General features: G+C 72.5%; 17 protein-coding genes. 13 read left to right on the top strand and 4 right to left on the bottom strand.

Translation table 11 applies throughout. The annotated features are described in order from the left end of the window. The first annotated feature begins 15 nt into the window (after positions 1 to 15). From ACZ38L_RS21375 to ACZ38L_RS21365, 3 genes are read left to right on the top strand one after another with little or no spacing between them, the layout of a single operon-like run. Positions 16 to 456 carry a CBS domain-containing protein gene (locus ACZ38L_RS21375; protein WP_465695795.1) on the top strand — a complete coding sequence of 147 codons (441 nt, stop codon included), beginning with the start codon at positions 16 to 18 and terminating at the stop codon, positions 454 to 456. Further along, entirely contained in the window at positions 453 to 893 is a 441-nt protein-coding gene (locus tag ACZ38L_RS21370; RefSeq protein ID WP_465695792.1) for a universal stress protein, read from the top strand. Before ACZ38L_RS21375 ends, ACZ38L_RS21370 begins: the two co-directional genes overlap by 4 nt. 14 nt (positions 894 to 907) lie before the next feature. Beyond that, positions 908 to 1210: a DUF4193 domain-containing protein gene (locus tag ACZ38L_RS21365; protein WP_465695789.1), complete on the top strand. Its 303-nt coding sequence runs from the start codon at positions 908 to 910 to the stop codon at positions 1208 to 1210. A gap of 171 nt (positions 1211 to 1381) precedes the next feature. Here ACZ38L_RS21365 and ACZ38L_RS21360 read toward each other — a convergent pair whose 3' ends face one another. Beyond that, positions 1382 to 1858, bottom strand: coding sequence for a hydrogenase maturation protease (locus ACZ38L_RS21360; RefSeq protein WP_465695787.1), 477 nt, complete (start codon positions 1856 to 1858; stop codon positions 1382 to 1384). A 161-nt stretch (positions 1859 to 2019) separates the two neighbouring features. Between ACZ38L_RS21360 and ACZ38L_RS21355 the strand changes: the two genes are divergently transcribed. The 9 genes from ACZ38L_RS21355 to ACZ38L_RS21315 all read left to right on the top strand — a co-directional run bounded on the left by ACZ38L_RS21355 (position 2020) and on the right by ACZ38L_RS21315 (position 11514). Next, positions 2020 to 3174 carry a 4Fe-4S dicluster domain-containing protein gene (locus tag ACZ38L_RS21355; RefSeq protein WP_465695784.1) on the top strand — a complete coding sequence of 385 codons (1155 nt, stop codon included), beginning with the start codon at positions 2020 to 2022 and terminating at the stop codon, positions 3172 to 3174. Beyond that, on the top strand, positions 3171 to 3641 hold the full coding sequence (locus ACZ38L_RS21350) for a Crp/Fnr family transcriptional regulator (RefSeq protein WP_465695780.1): 471 nt from the start codon (positions 3171 to 3173) through the stop codon (positions 3639 to 3641). The genes ACZ38L_RS21355 and ACZ38L_RS21350 overlap by 4 nt, the downstream gene beginning before the upstream one ends. After that, positions 3638 to 4474: an FAD/NAD(P)-binding protein gene (locus tag ACZ38L_RS21345; RefSeq protein WP_465695776.1), complete on the top strand. Its 837-nt coding sequence runs from the start codon at positions 3638 to 3640 to the stop codon at positions 4472 to 4474. Before ACZ38L_RS21350 ends, ACZ38L_RS21345 begins: the two co-directional genes overlap by 4 nt. A gap of 1 nt (position 4475) precedes the next feature. Then, positions 4476 to 5267 (top strand): NADH-quinone oxidoreductase subunit B family protein, encoded by a 792-nt coding sequence (locus ACZ38L_RS21340; protein WP_465695772.1) that lies wholly within the window; start codon positions 4476 to 4478, stop codon positions 5265 to 5267. Next, on the top strand, positions 5264 to 6622 hold the full coding sequence (locus tag ACZ38L_RS21335) for a Ni/Fe hydrogenase subunit alpha (protein WP_465695768.1): 1359 nt from the start codon (positions 5264 to 5266) through the stop codon (positions 6620 to 6622). The genes ACZ38L_RS21340 and ACZ38L_RS21335 overlap by 4 nt, the downstream gene beginning before the upstream one ends. 172 nt (positions 6623 to 6794) lie before the next feature. After that, positions 6795 to 7070, top strand: coding sequence for a dsRBD fold-containing protein (locus tag ACZ38L_RS21330; protein ID WP_465695767.1), 276 nt, complete (start codon positions 6795 to 6797; stop codon positions 7068 to 7070). A 194-nt stretch (positions 7071 to 7264) separates the two neighbouring features. Next, entirely contained in the window at positions 7265 to 9652 is a 2388-nt protein-coding gene (locus ACZ38L_RS21325) for a phosphoketolase family protein (RefSeq protein WP_465695765.1), read from the top strand. A gap of 594 nt (positions 9653 to 10246) precedes the next feature. Continuing rightward, a complete protein-coding gene (locus tag ACZ38L_RS21320) occupies positions 10247 to 10393 on the top strand; it encodes a hypothetical protein (RefSeq protein WP_465695762.1) in 147 nt (48 codons plus the stop codon). A 23-nt stretch (positions 10394 to 10416) separates the two neighbouring features. Further along, the gene (locus tag ACZ38L_RS21315) at positions 10417 to 11514 is read left to right on the top strand and encodes an acetate/propionate family kinase (protein ID WP_465695760.1); all 1098 of its coding nucleotides are present in this window, start codon (positions 10417 to 10419) and stop codon (positions 11512 to 11514) included. Between the two features lie 619 nt (positions 11515 to 12133). Here the strand turns inward: ACZ38L_RS21315 and ACZ38L_RS21310 are convergent. From ACZ38L_RS21310 to aceA, 3 genes are all read right to left on the bottom strand, one after another. Beyond that, positions 12134 to 13000, bottom strand: coding sequence for a 3-hydroxybutyryl-CoA dehydrogenase (locus ACZ38L_RS21310; protein ID WP_465695758.1), 867 nt, complete (start codon positions 12998 to 13000; stop codon positions 12134 to 12136). A 37-nt stretch (positions 13001 to 13037) separates the two neighbouring features. Next, positions 13038 to 14651: a malate synthase A gene (gene aceB, locus ACZ38L_RS21305; protein WP_465695754.1), complete on the bottom strand. Its 1614-nt coding sequence runs from the start codon at positions 14649 to 14651 to the stop codon at positions 13038 to 13040. A 156-nt stretch (positions 14652 to 14807) separates the two neighbouring features. Continuing rightward, on the bottom strand, positions 14808 to 16100 hold the full coding sequence (aceA, locus tag ACZ38L_RS21300) for an isocitrate lyase (RefSeq protein ID WP_465695750.1): 1293 nt from the start codon (positions 16098 to 16100) through the stop codon (positions 14808 to 14810). A gap of 351 nt (positions 16101 to 16451) precedes the next feature. Here aceA and ACZ38L_RS21295 point away from each other — a divergent pair, with 351 nt between their 5' ends. Next, positions 16452 to 17855: a short-chain fatty acyl-CoA regulator family protein gene (locus ACZ38L_RS21295; RefSeq protein ID WP_465695746.1), complete on the top strand. Its 1404-nt coding sequence runs from the start codon at positions 16452 to 16454 to the stop codon at positions 17853 to 17855. Positions 17856 to 17876: the final 21 nt, after the last annotated feature.

The raw sequence follows: 17876 nt of genomic DNA, 5'->3' as shown, positions 1-17876 counted from the left end.
AAGGTCTCCGCACTGATGACCGCTCCGCCGGCGACGGTCACCCCGCGGACCCCGGCCCGCGAGGCGGCACTGCGCATGGACGAGCAGGCGGTCGGCTACCTGCTCGTCGGTGAGGGCGACCGACTACTCGGTGTGCTGACCGACCGCGACCTGGCGGTCCGCGTCCTCGCGCGCGGACTCGACCCCGACACACCGGTCACCGACCTGATGTCGGCCCCGGTCGCCACCGTGGACGTCACCGATGACGCCGACACCGCCTACCGGCTCTTCCGCCGAGTGGGCGTGCGGCGTCTCCCCGTCCTCGACGGCCACCGACCAGTCGGCGTGCTGGCCGTCGACGATCTCTTCCGAGACGTACTGCAACGCCTCGCCGACCTGCTCGGCCCGATCTCCTGGAGCGTCCTGCGCGACGGTCGCCCGACGATCGGCGGGGACGAACAGCGAGGTTCCCGATGAACGGCAACAGCGCGACCGAACGGCGCATCGTGGTCGGCGTCGACGGCTCGCCCTCCTCCCGCCAAGCCTTGCGCTGGGCGGTCGACCAGGCCCGGCTCACCGGAGCGACGGTCGACGCCGTGATCTGCTGGACGTTCCAGACCCTGCACGGCTGGACGGCCTCCGTGGACCGAGAGGTCGGCAAGATCGTCACAGAGGTACTGGCCGGGACCGTAGCCGAGACGGTCGGATCCGATCCGGCCGTGGAGATCCGCCGGAGCACCGTCCTCGGCAACACGGCCGAAGTGCTGGTCGAACGCTCCCGGGACGCTGAGCTGCTGGTCGTCGGAAGCCGCGGCCACGGTGGCTTCACCGGCGCCCTGCTGGGCTCGGTCGGCCAGCACTGCGTCCAACACGCCGCGTGCCCGGTCGTCGTGGTCCGCAACGGCACGTCCTGACCGAGGAGGAAGCTGTGGCCACCGACTACGACGCCCCACGCGGCAAGGACGAGAGCGAGGACGCGGACAGTCTCGACGCGCTCAAGAGCCGCCACGAACTCCGCCCCGGCGGCGTCACAAGCGTCGACGACGCCGAAGAACCCGAGACCGTGGAGCTGCCCGGCGCCGACCTCTCCACCGAGGAGCTCACCATCCGGGTCCTGCCGCAGCAGCCCGACGAATTCGTCTGCGCGAACTGCTTCATCGTTCACCACCGCAGCCAGCTCGCCGGCCATGACGCCGACGACCAACCCGTCTGTCGCGACTGCGCGTCCTGATCCCGCCGAGCGGCGACCGCGTCCACCGCACCAGTGCACCGTCCCGGTCCGGACCGGCACTGGGGCTCACGGGGCGGCGTCCTCCCCGGGTGGCCGTGAGGGGATGCCGGAGATGGTGGAGAAACGTGGTACCGGTCGGCTGATGCCCCCTCCGCCGACCGGACCCGCCGGTCAAGCCGCGCGGACGTCCCGGGCGATCCGCCGGGCGAGCGGCTCCACCGCCGCTGCCACCGGCGCCGACAGACCGGTGCCCTGGCCGGTGTCGGCGCCCTCGACGGCGTAGACGACCAGCCGCCGGGGCAGCCGGTCCAGGACCCGGGCAAGCTCCACCGCCTCCCCGAGGCCGAGCCCGTGGGAACTCGCCGTACCGCTGGCCGTGCATGGCCACCCGCCGTCGAGTTCCAGGCGGTGCACCCGTCCCGGCGTCCCCGGGTGGGCGTGGGCCGCGTCCACCACCACAGCCAGCTCGGCACCCTCCCAACGGGCGATCAGGCGGGCCGGGTCGCCGTCGCAGAACGCGAAGGCGGTTCCGCTCGGGAGGGATGCGGGCCTTTCGGCCAACCGGGCCACGACCGCCCAGCCCACGCCGTCGTCGCGCCGGTACTCGTTCCCGACCCCGATGACAGCGATCCGTGCGTCGTTCTCCATACGCCGTCGCGTTCCCACCGGCGCCGCCCGTCAGCTTTCGCTGCCGGCCGCGCAGTCCGTACGGGGCAACCTTGAGGCCACCTGGGCTACTCATGGCCGGACGCTCCGCTACGGACGCCGATACTGGCCGGGGGGCAGCATCGGTGTACGGAGGAGCCGCTATGGCGGAGGACGGCCGCCCGGCCGCGGTGATCGACAAGGCCGGCCTGGACGCGCTGATCGGTGTCCTCGCCGAGCGCGGCCGCACGGTCATCGGTCCCACCGTTCGCGACGGGGCGGTCGTACTCGCCGAGCTCGCCGGCGGTGCCGACCTCCCCTACGGCTGGGGCGTCGAGCTGGAGGCGGGCCACTACCGCCTGACGCCCAGGGCGGACGGCGCCGCGTTCGCGCACAGCGCCGGCCCGCAGTCCTGGAAGACCTTCCTGCATCCGCAGCGGGCCCGCCAGTGGACCGCCGACCGAACCCCGGACGGCGGCCTGGTGGTGACCGAGGACGCCACGCCCCCGCCGTCGTACGCGTTCCTCGGCGTCCGCCCGTGCGACCTACGGGCGATCGCGATCCAGGACCGCGTGCTGACCGGCGGGCGGTACACCGACCCGGCCTACCGGGGGCGGCGGGAGCGGGCGTTCCTGGTGGCGGTCGAATGCACCGAGCCCGGGGCCACCTGCTTCTGCGTCTCCATGGGGACCGGTCCGGCCGTCGGCCCCGGCTACGACCTGGCACTCACCGAGGTACTGGACGAGGACGGCCACCGGTTCCTGCTCCGGGCGGGCAGCGAGGAGGGGGAGGCCGTCCTGGCCCAGCTGCCGCACCGGGCCGCGGACGGGCCCACCCGGACCGCCGCCCACGAGCGGGTCGCCGCGGCGGCGGACCGGATGGGCCGCTCGATGCCGCCCGTCGACCTCCAGGCCCTGATGCGCGAGACGCTGCACGCCGAGCGCTGGCACGACGTCGCGGCCCGCTGCCTGACCTGCGGCAACTGCACGATGGCCTGCCCGACCTGCTTCTGCACCACCGCCGAGGACATCACGGACCTGACCGGCGACCACGCCGAACGGTGGCAGCGCTGGGAGTCCTGCTTCGACCGCGACTTCTCCCACCTGCCCTCCGGCCCGGTCCGCGACTCCCCGCTCAGCCGCTACCGGCAGTGGGCCACCCACAAACTCGGCACCTGGTACGACCAGTTCGGCAGTTCCGGCTGCGTCGGCTGCGGACGCTGCATCGTGTGGTGCCCGGTGGGCATCGACATCACCGAGGAGGCCCACGCGCTGAACGACGAGCGCGCCAACTCCCCGTCGCAGGACGGCCCACGGTGACGGCCGTCCAGGCCGGCTTCCTCGGCACGCTCGCGCCGGCGCACCGCGAGCGGCTCGCCGGCCTCGCCCGCGAGGTCTCCTTCCCGGCCGGTACCCGGCTCTTCGAGGAGGACGGACCGGCCGACCGGTTCTGGATCATCCGCTCCGGGCTGGTCGCCCTGGACATCCACATCCCGGGCCGCCCACCGGCCGTCATCGAGACTCTCGACGAAGGCGAACTGGTCGGATGGTCATGGCTGTTCGAGCCGTACCACTGGCATCTGGGCGCCCAGGCCCGCACCGCCGTGCTGGCGGCCGAGTTCGACGCCCGGCAGGTCCGCGACGCCTGTGCGGAGGACCACGGGTTCGGGCTGGCGGTCACCCACGCCGTCGCCCAGGTGATCGGCCGGCGCCTGCAGGCCACCCGCACCCGGCTGCTGGACCTCTACGGACCGCCCGGCAGCCACAGTTCGGGAGCGGTGGGATGACGGCTCCGGCAGCGACAGCCCCCCCGGCCCTCGTACCGGTCCCCTACCAGGTGACCGCCCGCCGGGAGGACACCGCCGACACGGCCACGATCACCCTGGAACCGGTCGGCCCGGCCCTCCCTTCGTTCTCCCCGGGCCAGTTCGCGATGGTCTACGCGTTCGGCGTCGGTGACATCCCGCTGTCGGTCTGCGGCATCGACGGACACCGCCTCACCCACACGGTGCGTGCGGTCGGCGCGACCTCGACGGCGCTGCACGCGCTCACCCCGGGCACGACGGTCGCGGTGCGCGGACCGTTCGGCACGGACTGGGGCCTCGCCGGCGCGGCCGGGAGCGACCTGCTGGTGGTGGCCGGCGGCATCGGCCTGGCACCGCTGCGGCCGCTGGTCCTCGCGGCGCTCGCCGTCCCCGAACGCCACGGTCGGCTGAACGTCCTGGTGGGCGCGCGCGGCCCGGCCGAACTGCTCTACCCGGCCGAGTTGCCGCAGTGGCGGGCCGGAGGAGCCCGGGTGCTGGTCACCGTCGACCGTCCGGCCCCCGGGTGGCGCGGCCAGGTCGGCGTGGTCACCACCCTGCTCGACCGGGCCGCCTTCGACCCCGGCTCGACCACGGCCTTCGTCTGCGGGCCCGAACCGATGATCCGGGCCACCGCCGCCGACCTGGTGCACCGGGGGGTCGCCCCGGAGCGGATCCGGGTCTCGCTGGAGCGCTGCATGCACTGCGGCACCGGACACTGCGGACACTGCCAGCTCGGCCCGGTGCTGCTCTGCCGGGACGGCCCGGTGCTCGCCTGGAACCACGCCCGCCCACTCCTCCTGGTCCGGGAGCTCTGAGATGCCGGACGACACCGCTCGACGCCGCCCGACCCTGGCCGTGTGGAAGTTCGCCTCCTGCGACGGCTGCCAACTCACCCTGCTCGACTGCGAGGACGAACTCCTGGGCCTTGCCGGGCAGATCGAGATCGCGCACTTCCTGGAAGCCTCCAGCGCCGTCGCGCCCGGCCCGTACGACCTGTCACTGGTCGAGGGCTCGGTGACCACCGCGCAGGACGTCGAGCGGATCCGGCACGTCCGCGCCGTCTCGCGGCGCCTGGTGACCATCGGCGCCTGCGCGACCGCCGGCGGCGTCCAGGCCCTGCGGAACAACGCCGACGTCGCCGAGTATCGGGCCGTGGTGTATGCGAAGCCGGAGTACGTCGCGACCCTCGCCACCTCGACCCCGATCAGTGCCAACGTCCCCGTCGACTTCGAGCTGCGCGGCTGCCCCATCGACCGCGGCCAGCTGCTGGAGGTGATCACCGCCTACCTCGCCGGGCGGCGGCCGGACGTCCCCGCGCACAGCGTCTGCTTCGAGTGCAAACGCCGCGGCACGACCTGTGTGACCGTCGCGCACGGCACCCCGTGTCTCGGTCCGGTCACCCACGCCGGCTGCGGCGCACTCTGCCCCACGTACGGACGCGGCTGCTACGGCTGCTTCGGCCCGTCCGGATCGGTCAACTTCCCCGCCTTCGTCCCACTGCTGCGCCGCGACGGCCTGGACACCCTCGGCATCGTGCGCGTGCTGCGCACCTTCAACACCGCCGCACCGGAGTTCGACGCGGCCGCCCGAGGCGAGGAGGAGCGATGAGCCACCGCGGGTCCAGGGTGCTGCACGTCGGCTCGCTCACCCGGGTCGAGGGCGAGGGCGCGCTGCACCTGGGCATCGACGGCGACCGGGTCACGGCGGCCCGACTGGCGATCTTCGAACCGCCCCGCTTCTTCGAGGCGTTCCTGCGCGGCCGCGGCCACACCGAGCCACCCGACATCACCTCCCGGATCTGCGGAATCTGCCCGATCGCCTACCAGTTGAGCGCCTGCCGCGCGGTGGAGGACGCCTGCGGCGCGATCGTCGACGGCCAACTCGCCGCACTGCGGCGGCTGATCTACTGCGGCGAGTGGATCGAGAGCCAGACCCTGCACATCCACCTGCTGCACGCCCCCGACTTCCTCGACTGCGACGGCGCGATCGAACTCGCCCGTACCCACCGCGCCGACGTCGAACGCGGCCTGCGGCTCAAGCAGGCCGGCAACGCCATCATCGAACTGCTCGGCGGCCGGGCGATCCACCCCGTCAACCTCCGGGTCGGCGGCTTCCATCGGCTGCCCACCCGTGCCGAACTACGGCCGCTGGCCGAGCGGTTGCGCCGAGCCCGGGACGACGCGGCGCGGACCGTGCGGTGGGTGGCCGGCTTCGACTTCCCCGACGCGCACTGCGACCACGACCTGCTCGCGCTCCGCGAACCCGGCAGCTACGCCATCGAGTCGGGCACCCCGACCGTCCTCCGCGCCTCGGACGGCCCCGAGCCGGCCCTGACCTTCCCGCTCACCGAGTTCGGCGAGCGAGTCGTCGAACACCAGGTTCCGCACTCGACCGCCCTGCACTCCCGGCTCGACGGCCGGCGCCACCTGACCGGGTCGCTCGCCCGCTTCGCCGTCAGCGGGCGCTGGCTGTCGCCGGTGGCGCTGGAAGCCGCGCGGGACGCCGGTCTGGGCGATCCCCGGCAGGGCGCGGTGTGCCGCAACCCGTTCCGCAGCATCGTGGTGCGGGCGGTCGAGGTCCTCTACGCGGTGGACGAGGCACTCCGCCTCATCGCCGACTACGAGCCCGCGCCGCTACCGTCCGTCGAGGTCGCCCCACGCGCCGGCACCGGACACGGCGCCACCGAGGCGCCGCGCGGTCTGCTGTACCACCGCTACGTGCTCGACCCGCACGGCAACGTCACCGACGCCCGCCTGGTCCCGCCCACCGCGCAGAACCAGGGCGCGATCGAAGAGGACCTGCGCCGCCTCGTCCAGCAGCGGCTGGACTCCGGCGGGGCCACCGATGTCCAGCTGACCGCCCTGTGCGAGCGGGTGATCCGCAACCACGACCCGTGCATCTCCTGCTCCGCCCACTTCCTCGACCTGACCGTCGAGCGGAACGGGGCGCCGACGACCCGCTAGGCGTCCGGGACACAAGCGGCCCAGGGGCCGGCCCGCCGGGCCGCAGGGTCCAACGGCCCGTGCGGGGGAGATGAACCGGGCGCAGTCTGGGAACAGCGCACGTCCCACCGGCCGGCTGACGCCGCGGGCGGATTCCCGGCCGGTCCCGACCAGCCGAACGGAGCCGCGCGTCATGACCGCCACCACCCGACCCACCCGCGTCAAGCGGTGGGCTCTGCACCTGGACCTCTTCGAGGAGGGCGACGTCACCAAGGTGCACGCCGTCCTCGACACGGGTGACAACAGCCTGGAGAGCCGAGCCACCGCTCACCGCAACCCGCACGACGCGGCCGTCCCGGAGATCGGCGACGAGTACGCCGCCGGCCGCGCTCTCATCGACCTCGGCCAACAACTGCTGCGCGCCGGACGGACCGACTCCGCCGCGAACGCCGCCGACCCGCACACCTGACCGCTCCACGGGGGGGGAAGGGACCGTGGCGGCGAAGGGCCGTTCGGCCCACCACTCTCCCCTTCCGGAGCCCCGAACGGCCCTGTCTCGGGCCCGGCCGGCGCAGGACGGTGTAGGAGGGAGCCGAGCCGCTCCCCCAACGCCCTTGATTCCGCCGTCGCACACCGCTCACCGACCCCGAGGAGACCGCTGCGATGCCCCACACCGAGCCGCCGACCACCACCACGCCCCTGGACGACTCCGAGCTGCACGCCCTGGACGCCCACTGGCGTGCCGCCAACTACCTTGCGGCGGGCCAGATCTACCTGCTCGCCAACCCGCTGCTGCGCGAGCCCCTGTTCCCCGGGCACATCAAGCCGCGGCTGCTCGGCCACTGGGGCACCTGCCCGGGCCTGAACCTGGTCCACACCCACCTCAACCGGCTGATCCGACAGCGCGGAACGGACACCATCTGCGTCTGGGGGCCGGGCCACGGCGGACCGGCCGTGCTGGCCAACTCCTGGCTGGAGGGCAGCTACACCGAGACCTACCCGGACGTCACCCGGGACGAGGCCGGCATGGCCCGGCTCTTCCGCCAGTTCTCCTTCCCCGGCGGGGTTCCCAGCCACGTCGCCCCCGAGACCCCCGGGTCGATCCACGAGGGCGGCGAGCTCGGCTACTCCCTCGCCCACGCCTACGGCGCCGCCCTCGACAACCCCGGTCTGCTGGTCGCCTGCGTGATCGGCGACGGCGAGGCCGAGACCGGCCCGCTCGCCACCGCCTGGCACAGCACCAAGTTCCTCGACCCGGTGCACGACGGCGCCGTCCTGCCGATCCTGCACCTCAACGGCTACAAGATCGCCAACCCGACCGTGCTCGCCCGGCTCCCCGAACCCGAACTCGACGCCCTGCTGCGCGGCTACGGTCACGACCCGCTGTACGTCACGGGTGACGACCCGCTCACCATGCACCGGGCGATGGCCGCCGCCCTGGACACCGCCGTCGACCGGATCACCGCCTTCCAGCAGGCCGCCCGCGACAACGGGGACACCCGCCGCCCGCACTGGCCGATGATCGTGCTGCGCACGCCCAAGGGCTGGACCGGTCCGGCCGAGGTCGACGGCCTGCCGGTGGAGGGCACCTGGCGCGCCCACCAGGTACCGCTCAACCAGGTCCGCGAGAATCCCGCCCACCTCGCCCAGTTGGAGGCCTGGCTGCGCTCCTACCGTCCCGAGGAACTCTTCGACGCGCACGGCCGCCCCACCGAGCAGGTGCTCTCCCACGTCCCCGAGGGCGCGCGCAGGCTCGGCACCAACCCGCACGCCAACGGTGGCCTGCTCACCCGCGAACTGCCGCTCCCCGCACTGGAGGAGTACGCCGTCCCGGTCGACAAGCCCGGCGCCACCCTGCACGAACCCACCCGGGTGCTGGGCGAGCTGCTCGCCCAGCTGATGGCCGATACCGCCGAGCGCCGCGACTTCCGCCTGGTCGGCCCCGACGAGACCGCCTCCAACCGCCTCCAGGCCGTCTACACCGCCACCGGCAAGGCCTGGCAGGCCGAGGTGCTGCCCACCGACGAACACCTGGCCCGTGACGGCCGAGTGATGGAGATCCTCTCCGAACACACCTGCCAGGGCTGGCTGGAGGGCTACCTGCTCACCGGCCGACACGGCCTCTTCTCCTGCTACGAGGCCTTCGTGCACATCGTCGACTCGATGGTCAACCAACACGTCAAATGGCTGCGCACCTCGCGCGCGCTGTCCTGGCGCGCCCCCGTCCCCTCCCTCACCTACCTGCTCACCTCACACGTCTGGCGCCAGGACCACAACGGCTTCTCCCACCAGGACCCCGGCTTCGTCGACCACGTCCTCAGCAAGAGCCCCGAGGTCGTCCGGGTCTACTTCCCACCGGACACCAACACCCTGCTCGCCACGGCCGACCACGTGCTGCGCAGCCGGGACTACGTCAACGTGGTGGTCGCCGGCAAGCAGCCCTGCTTCGACTGGCTCACCCTGGAGGAGGCACGCGAGCACTGCGCGCGAGGAGCGGGCATCTGGTCCTGGGCCGGCACCGACGACGCCAGCCGCGAACCGGACGTCGTGCTGGCCTGCGCCGGCGACGTGCCCACCCTGGAGGTACTGGCCGCCGCCGGCCTGCTCCGGCAGCACCTGCCCGAAGTCGCCGTCCGGGTGGTCAACGTGGTCGACCTGGCCCGGCTGATGCCGACCGAGGACCACCCGCACGGGATGCCGGACTTCGAGTTCGACGCGCTCTTCACCCGTGACAAGCCGGTGATCTTCGCCTACCACGGCTACCCCTGGCTGATCCACCGCCTCGCCTACCGCCGCACCGTCCACCCCCACCTTCACGTCCGCGGCTACAAGGAGTCCGGCACCACCACGACGCCCTTCGACATGGTCGTCCGCAACGACCTCGACCGCTACCGGCTGGTCATGGACGTCATCGACCGAACCCCCGGCCTCGCCGTCCGCGCCGCCGCCCTCCGCCAGCAGATGGCCGACCACCGCACCCGCCACCACGCCTGGATCCGCGCACACGGCACCGACCTCCCCGAAGTCGCGGACTGGACCTGGCAGGGCTGAGACCGCCGCCCGGTCCACGGGAGCGGCGGCGGTGCGCGGATCGTCGGCTCCGACGGTGACCGGACGTGCCATGACGTACTCCTCCGCTCCCGATCTCGCCGCACATCCGGCCCGGCCGCGCTCCCACCCCGGCGAGACCTCGTCACTGCGGCCCGATCCCCTCCAGTCCGCGTCCCCGCGCGCGTCACCGCACGGGCCGGCCGGGGCGCGCCCGCTGGGTCTCTCGGCCGCCTGGGTGAGGTTCCGGCGGGGTCCGAAGCCGCACGACGGGCCTGAGCGGACGCCGTCGCCCGGAGGACCCCTGACCGCAGCAGCGGTACGTTGGTAGAGGCCACGGTCGGCCACGAGTGACTTTCGCCTGCCGTGTCCCTCGGCGAGTGACACCGGGAAGTGCGCGACGAGCCCAAGGGCAGGTGCGTCGACATGACCGCGACCTTCGATCCTCCGGCCCCCGGGCCACCGTTACCAGGACCGCCGGGTCGACTCCCGTCGGTACCCGACGGCGTCCCCCCGCGGCCGACTGGACGGCACCTGGTGGCCCTGCTCACGCGGCCTCGTCCGCGAGCTGCCGTCCACCAGGTCCCGCTGTCCGGCATGGACCTCATGCACGTCGAACTCATCCTCGATCGCGGTGAATTCACCCGGCGCTCCGTGGCGGAAGCCCGTGTTCGCCACCACCACTGGATCCGCGAGCACGGCGACGCCGTACCAGCGGCTGCCGACTGGGCCTCACCGTCGTGAAGACGGGGTCAGCGGGGCACGGCATGCGAGTACTGGTGGTCAACGCCGGCTCATCCAGCCTGAAACTGAGGCTGCTCGACGGGAGTGACGACATCACGGCCGCTCTTGACCTCGACCAGTGGGCTGGCGCCCATGAGGCCGACCGGATCCGGGAGTTCCTCGCGGGCGCGGGACGGGTGGACGCCGTGGGCCATCGGATCGTGCACGGCGGCACCGCGTTCCGCGCCCCGGTCCGCATCGAGGGCACGGTCCGGGACCGGATCGCCGCACTCACCGAACTCGCCCCACTGCACCAGCCGCGCGGCGTGGCCGGGATCGACGCCCTGACCGGTCTACGGCCCGAGCTGCCCGCAGTGGCATGCTTCGACACCGCATTCCACGCGACGCTGCCGGACGCCGCCGCCACCTACGCGCTGCCGCAGGCATGGAACCAGCGGTGGGGACTGCGCAGATACGGCTTCCACGGCCTGTCCCACGCCTACGCCTCCCGCCGCGTCGCCCAACTGCTCGACCGTCCGCTCGCCGCTCTGCGGACCGTCACCTGCCACCTCGGCGCCGGCGCGTCGCTCGCGGCCGTGGCGGGCGGACAGTCGGTGGACACCACCATGGGCTTCACCCCGCTGGCCGGACTGGTGATGGCGACCCGCTCCGGCAGCGTCGACCCGGGTCTGGTGCTGTGGCTGCAACACCACGCCGGCGTCACCGTCGGCCAGCTCTCCCACGTGCTCGAACACGAATCGGGCCTTGCCGGGCTCGCGGGCGGCAGCGGTGACATGCGCGAGGTCCTGCGCGCCGCCGCCGAAGGCGTCCCCTCCGCCACCCTCGCGTTCGCGGTCTACGTCCACCGGTTGCGTCGCGAGATCGCCGCCATGACCGCAGCCCTCGGCGGCCTCGACGCCCTCGTCTTCACCGGAGGCGTCGGCGAGCACAGCCCCGAAGTACGCGATGCCGCCACCAGCGGCCTCCCCCACCTCGGCACCGTGCTCGACCCCCACCGCAATCGGAACGCCACCACCGACAGCGACATCAGCACCCCCGACGCCCCCGTGCGCACCTTCGTGATCACCGCACGCGAGGACCTCGAAATCGCGCGCCACATCCGGGCGACACTGCGGACGTGACGGCCGCGCCCCGAAGCCCCGCGTCCCCGTGCGGAAACGGCCCTGGACTGCTCCGACCTGACGAGGCCGGAACGGTCCAGGGCCGAGGGCGCGGCCGCCGGGGCGGCTGGCGGTCCGGTGGGACGGTGACTCAGAGCGCCTTCAGCGCGCCCCAGCCGGGACTGTTGCTGATGACGCTGTTGCTGTTGGGGTCCCCATGGCGGGCCGGCACCGGCTGCTGGACGGCGGGCCCGGGCGCAGCGCCGAGTGCGGGGCGGCCAGCCGGATTGCCATCAGGGTGTTGTTGCAAGCTGGTCTGTAGTTGCAACCTTGTGGCATTAGTGACTGGCCGTGGGCGATCGGCGAGCACGCGGGACCGCCTAGCCGTCCGGGCGTCATGCCAGCTGACGCGGGTCAGGGTGAGGACGCGGCTCCCGGAGCGTCGCCACGCTTCAGCGACGGGTCCCGAGCCAGAAGCGGGTCCCGAGCCAGAAGCGGGTCCCGAGCCAGAAGGAGGCCAGAAGCTCGTACCAGGCGCCGGAACAGCCGTCGTGAGGAAGGCGATCGGCAGACGCAGCCCGAACTGCCGGTGCCCCGGCCCTCCGCGACAGAGGCCGGGGCACCCGCACGGGAGCCCGGGTCACACACCTCGGTGGGAGTGGAACCCCCGCCCGGTCTTGCGGCCGAGCAGGCCGGCCTCCACCATCCGGGAGAGCAGCGGCGGGGGTGCGTAGAGCGGTTCCTTGTACTCCTCGTACATCGAGGTGGCGATGGCCTGGACGGTGTCCAGACCGATGAGGTCGGCGAGCTGCAGCGGGCCCATCGGGTGGGCACAGCCGTGGACCATGCCGGCGTCGATGTCCTCCGGGGTGGCGTTGCCGGCCTCGGCCATCCGGACCGCGGCCAGCAGGTAGGGCACCAGCAGCGCGTTGACCACGAAGCCGGCCCGGTCCCGGGAGCGGATCACGTGCTTGCCGAGAACCTCCTTGGCGAAGGTCTCCACCCGGTTCAGCACGGTCTGGTCGGTGTGCAGTGAGGAGACCAGTTCGACCAGTGGCATGACCGGCGCGGGGTTGAAGAAGTGCAGGCCCACGACCTGTGCGGCCCGGCCGGTGGTGATGCCGAGCCGGGTCACCGGGATGGCCGAGGTGTTGGTCGCCAGCACGGCGTCCCGGTCGACCAGCACCTTGTCCAGGGTGCTGAGCACCTCGGCCTTGACCCGCTCGTCCTCGACGACGGCCTCGACGACCAACTGGCGGTCGGCGAGCGCCTCCAGGTCTTCGGCGAAGATCAGGTGCGCCCATGCGTCGGTGCGCTGCTCCTCGCTCGTCCGGCCGCGCTCGACGGCACGGTGCAGGGAGTGGTCGATGCGGTTGCGGGCGGCGCGCAGGGCCTCCCGACCGTTCTCACAGACCACGGTGTCGAGCCCGGCGCGGGCGAAGACCTCGGCGATGCCGGCGCCCATCTGCCCGGCGCCGACGACGCCGACCCGGCGGATGTCGTTCATGCGAGTGCCCCTTTCGAGTGGATGCTGGTCGGGGGGGTCAGGCGACCGGCGCGGTGGTGCGCACCAGATGGCGGGCGTAGGCCTCGGTGGTGAGGAAGGCCGGGAGGGTCGCGCCGAGGGAGGTCTCGTCCAGGATGCGCACGGCATTGTCGACCAGGGTCGGGTCCGCGCCCTCTTCGAGCAGGGTGGCCCGTTCGGTGTCGATCAACCGCCGCACCGTGCCCGGGGTGGCGAGCGAGCCACCGGTGAGCCGCGAGCAGTGGTGCTGCCACTGCCAGAGCTGGCAGCGGGCGATCTCGGCGGTGGCGACGTCCTCCATGAGACCGAAGACCGCGACCGCGCCGGAGCCACCGAGCCAGGCGACCAGGTAGCGCAGGGCGACGGCGACGTTGGACCGCAGGCCCTGCTCGGTCGGCAGGCCGACGGTGAGCCGGTGCACGGCGAGCAGGTCGTCGGCCGTGACCTCGACCTCCTCGCGGGTCCGGTCGAGCTGGTTCGGCCGACCCTCGAACACTTCGTCGAAAGCGGTGCGGCAGGTGGCGACCAGGGCGGGGTGAGCGACCCAGGAGCCGTCGAAGCCGTCGTTCGCCTCGCGCTCCTTGTCGATCCGCACCTTGGTCAGGGCCACCTCGTTGGCCTCGGGGTCGCGCTGCGGGATGGCGGCGGCCATCCCGCCGATGGCGTGCGCGCCGCGGCGGTGGCAGGTGCGCACCAGGAGGTCGGTGTAGGCACGCATGAAGGGCTGGGTCATCGTGATGGCCGCGCGGTCGGGCAGGACGAAGCGCGGCCCGTGGTGGGCGAAGTTCTTGATCAGGCTGAACAGGTAGTCCCAGCGGCCGGCGTTGAGGCCGGCCGCGTGCTCGCGCAGTTCGTAGAGGATCTCGTCCATCTCGAAGGCGGCGGTGATGGTCTCGATCAGGACGGTGGCCCGGACGGTGCCGTGTGCGATGCCCAACTCGGCCTGGGCGAAGGTGAAGACGTCGTTCCAGAGCCGGGCTTCGAGGTGGTTCTCCAGCTTCGGCAGGTAGAAGTAGGGGCCGCTGCCGAGCTCGATCTGGCGCCGGCCGCAGTGGAACAGGTAGAGGCCGAAGTCGACCAGGGCACCGATGGCCGGACAACCGTCGACCAACAGGTGGGCCTCGTCCAGGTGCCAGCCGCGCGGGCGGACCACGATGGTGGCGGGGCTGTCGCCGATCCGGTAGCGCTTGCCCTCCGGCGTGGTCTCGTCGATCCGGCCCTCGATCGCGTCCAGCAGGTTGAGCTGGCCGGAGACGATGTTGTGCCAGGTCGGCGCGGTGGCGTCCTCGAAGTCGGCGAGCCAGACCTTCGCGCCGGAGTTGAGGGCGTTGACGGTCATCCGGCGCTCGGGCGGCCCGGTGATCTCCACCCGTCGGTCGTGCAGCCCCGGACCGGCCCCGGCGACCCGCCAGGAGCGGTCCTCCCGGACCTCGCGAGTCCCGGGCAGGAAGTCGAGCGTCCCACCGGCGGCGAGCGCGGCGGCCCGGCGCTCGCGCTCGGCCGACAGCTCGGCGCGACGGTCGGCGAAGGCCTGGTGCAGGCCGGCCACGAACTGCAGGGCCCCAGGGGTGAGGATCTCCTCGAAGCGGTCCTCGTTCTCGCCGAGGATCTCGATGCGGCTGGTCGGGCTCATCCGGTTCTCCAGGAAGGTGGGGCCCGGGGGCCTCGTCCCTCAACGAGGCCCCCGGGCGGGGTGGTCGGCGGTCGCGGAGCTCCCCAGCTCCGGTGGGAGTCGACCGCCAGTGGCGGCCCGAACGGGGTCCGTCAACACCCGCCGGGCCGGGTCTGCTCAGTGGAACTGCTCGGCCTCGGTGGAGCCGGTGAGGGCGAGGGTCTCGGCGTTGGGGTTGACGGCGGTGGAGACCAGGTCGAAGTAGCCGGTGCCGACCTCACGCTGGTGCTTCACCGCGGTGTAGCCGTCCGGCACGGCCGCGAACTCGGCCTCCTGCAGGTCGACATAGGCGGTCATGCCGCTCTCCGCGTAGCCCTTGGCGAGCTGGAACATCGAGTGGTTGAGCGCGTGGAAACCGGCCAGCGTGATGAACTGGAAGCGGTAGCCCATCGCGCCCAACTCCCGCTGGAACTTGGCGATCTGGTCATCGTCCAGGGCCGCCTTCCAGTTGAAGGAGGGCGAGCAGTTGTAGGCGAGCATCTTGTCCGGGTACTCGGCCTTGATCGCCTCGGCGAACTCACGGGCCTGCGCCAGGTCCGGGGTGCCGGTCTCCACCCAGATCAGGTCGGCGTACGGGGCGAAGGCCAACCCGCGCGAGATCACCGGCGCCATGCCGGGCTCGACCCGGTAGAAGCCCTCCGCGGTGCGCTCACCGGTGCAGAACCGCGCGTCGCGCTCGTCCACGTCGGTGGTCAGCAGGTTCGCGGCCAGCGCGTCGGTGCGGGCCACGATCAGCGTCGGCACATCCGCGATGTCGGCCGCCAGCCGGGCCGAGTTGAGGGTGCGCACGTGCTGGGCGGTGGGGACCAGCACCTTCCCGCCCAGGTGACCGCACTTCTTCTCGGAGGCCAGCTGGTCCTCGTAGTGGATGCCCGCCGCACCGGCCGCGATCATGCCCTTGGTGAGCTCGAAGGCGTTCAACGGGCCACCGAACCCGGCCTCCGCGTCGGCGACGATCGGCACCAGCCAGTCCGGCCCGTCATCGCCCTCGGCGGCGTCGATCTCGTCGGCCCGCAGCAGCGCGTTGTTGATCCGCCGCACCACCTGCGGCACCGAGTTCGCCGGATACAGGCTCTGGTCGGGGTAGGTCTGCCCGGCCTGGTTGGCGTCGGCGGCCACCTGCCAGCCCGACAGGTAGATCGCCCGCAGCCCCGCCTTCACCATCTGCACGGCCTGACCACCGGTCAGCGCCCCGAGCGCGTGGATGTAGTCCTGCTCGTGCAGTTGCCGCCAGAGCCGCTCGGCACCACGCCGGGCCAGCGTGTGCTCCTCGCGCACCGTGCCCGACAGGCGCACCACATCCGCCGCCGTGTAGCTGCGCTCGATACCCGCCCACCGCGGGTCGTCCGCCCACCGCGCGGCCAACTGCGCGGCACGCTGCTCCTGCTGCTGCCGAACCGACGTCGTCATGGTCTGCTCCCGGGGATGCTCGTTGCGAAGGCTGTGAGGACACTCACTTCGCCAGGTGACAGTGCGGCCGGCCCTCCGCGCGGCGATGGAACACCGCGGGACGTGGTCGCCCGGACAGCAACGCAAGGCGGACGAACTGGTTCTTCACTGCTGTCCTGTACGCCTCTCGGCCGCACCACAGACTCTGGCACTCCGTGCCACTGCCGTCACCACTGGAGCGATGCCAACTTCTGCGAAGCCTTCTCAGCAAATCTGCGAAGGTTGCGATGATTCTCTCGGGTCGCACCGGCTAGGCTGTGCCCCCGCCAGGCCAGCGAACCGACCGATCCGTGGAGCAGGGAGAACAGGACGATGGGGAAGGCCTTCGCCGGTGCTCGACTCCGCCGACTCAGGGAGGACCGTGGACTCAGCCAGGCCGCCATGGCCCGCCTGGTCGACCTGTCGCCCAGCTACCTCAACCAGCTGGAGCACGACGCCCGCCCACTCACCGTGCCGGTCCTGCTACGGCTCACCGAGGCACTCGGTGTCGACGCCGGGTACTTCGCCCCGCCGGACACAGCCCGGCTCACCGCCGAACTGCGCGACGCCCTCGGCGAGGAGATCGCGGCCGGCCGCGTCACCCCGGGGGACCTCGACGAGGCCGCCTCCCGACTGCCCGCGGTAGCCCGGCTGTTGCTGGACCTGGGACGCGGCCGTCGGGCCCTGGCCGAGCAACTCGCCGTCCTCGCCGGAGAACGGGGCCCGGCGACCGACCCGCGCACCCCGCACGAGCAGGTCCGCGAGTTCTTCTACCGCCACCAGAACTACTTCCACGAACTCGACACCACTGCCGAGGAGTTGGCCACCGACATCGGCCTGCGGCGCGGCGAGGTCAGAACCGTGCTCGCCGAACGGCTGGCATCCCGGCACGGAGTCCGGATCGCCACCGGCGGCGACCAGTTGCACAGGTACGACCCGCGGACCCTGACCCTGACGCTGTCCGACCGGCTGCGCCCCGGCCAACAGGCCTTCCGGATGGCCACCCAACTCGCCTACCTGGAACACGACCCGCTGCTCTCCGACCTCGCCGCCCAGGACAGCCCGCCGGACTCCACCGCCTGGTCGCTCACCCGGATCGGCCTGGCCAACTACTTCGCCGCCGCGCTCGTACTGCCCTACACCGCCTTCCACGCCGAGGCGGAGGCGGCCCGCTACGACATCGAGCATCTCGCCGACCACTTCGCCGTCGGCTACGAGACCGTCTGCCACCGCCTCAGCACCCTGCAACGGCCCAGGCTGCGCGGCGTGCCGTTCTCCTTCGTCCGGGTCGACCGGGCCGGCAACGTCTCCAAACGCCAGTCCGCCACCGACTTCCACTTCTCGCGCACCGGCGGCACCTGCCCGCTCTGGAACGTCTACGAGGCCTTCGCCGCCCCCGGCCGGGTACACGTCCAGGTCGCCGCGATGCCCGACGGCCGCCGCTACCTGTGGACCGCCCGCGCCGTCACCCGCTCCCCCGGCGGCTGGGGGCGCCCCGGCAAGACCTTCGCCATCGGCCTCGGCTGCGAACTCCGGCACGCCGGACGACTGGTCTACTCCGCCGGCCTCGACCTCGACGACCAGGCCGCCGCCACCCCGATCGGCCTCGGCTGCAAGGTCTGCGAGCGCCCCGCCTGCCCCCAGCGCGCCGCCCCGCCGATCGGCCGCCCGCTGACGATCGACCAGCACACCAGCAGCTTCGTCCCCTACCCCGTGCACACCCGTCCGGAAGGCTGATCGAGTTCCTCCGATCCCATC

The sequence above is a fragment of the Kitasatospora sp. NPDC024654 genome (assembly GCF_055559155.1).
The sequence above is the reverse complement of the archived record's forward strand: the minus strand, read 5'-3'. Positions and strand labels throughout refer to the sequence as shown.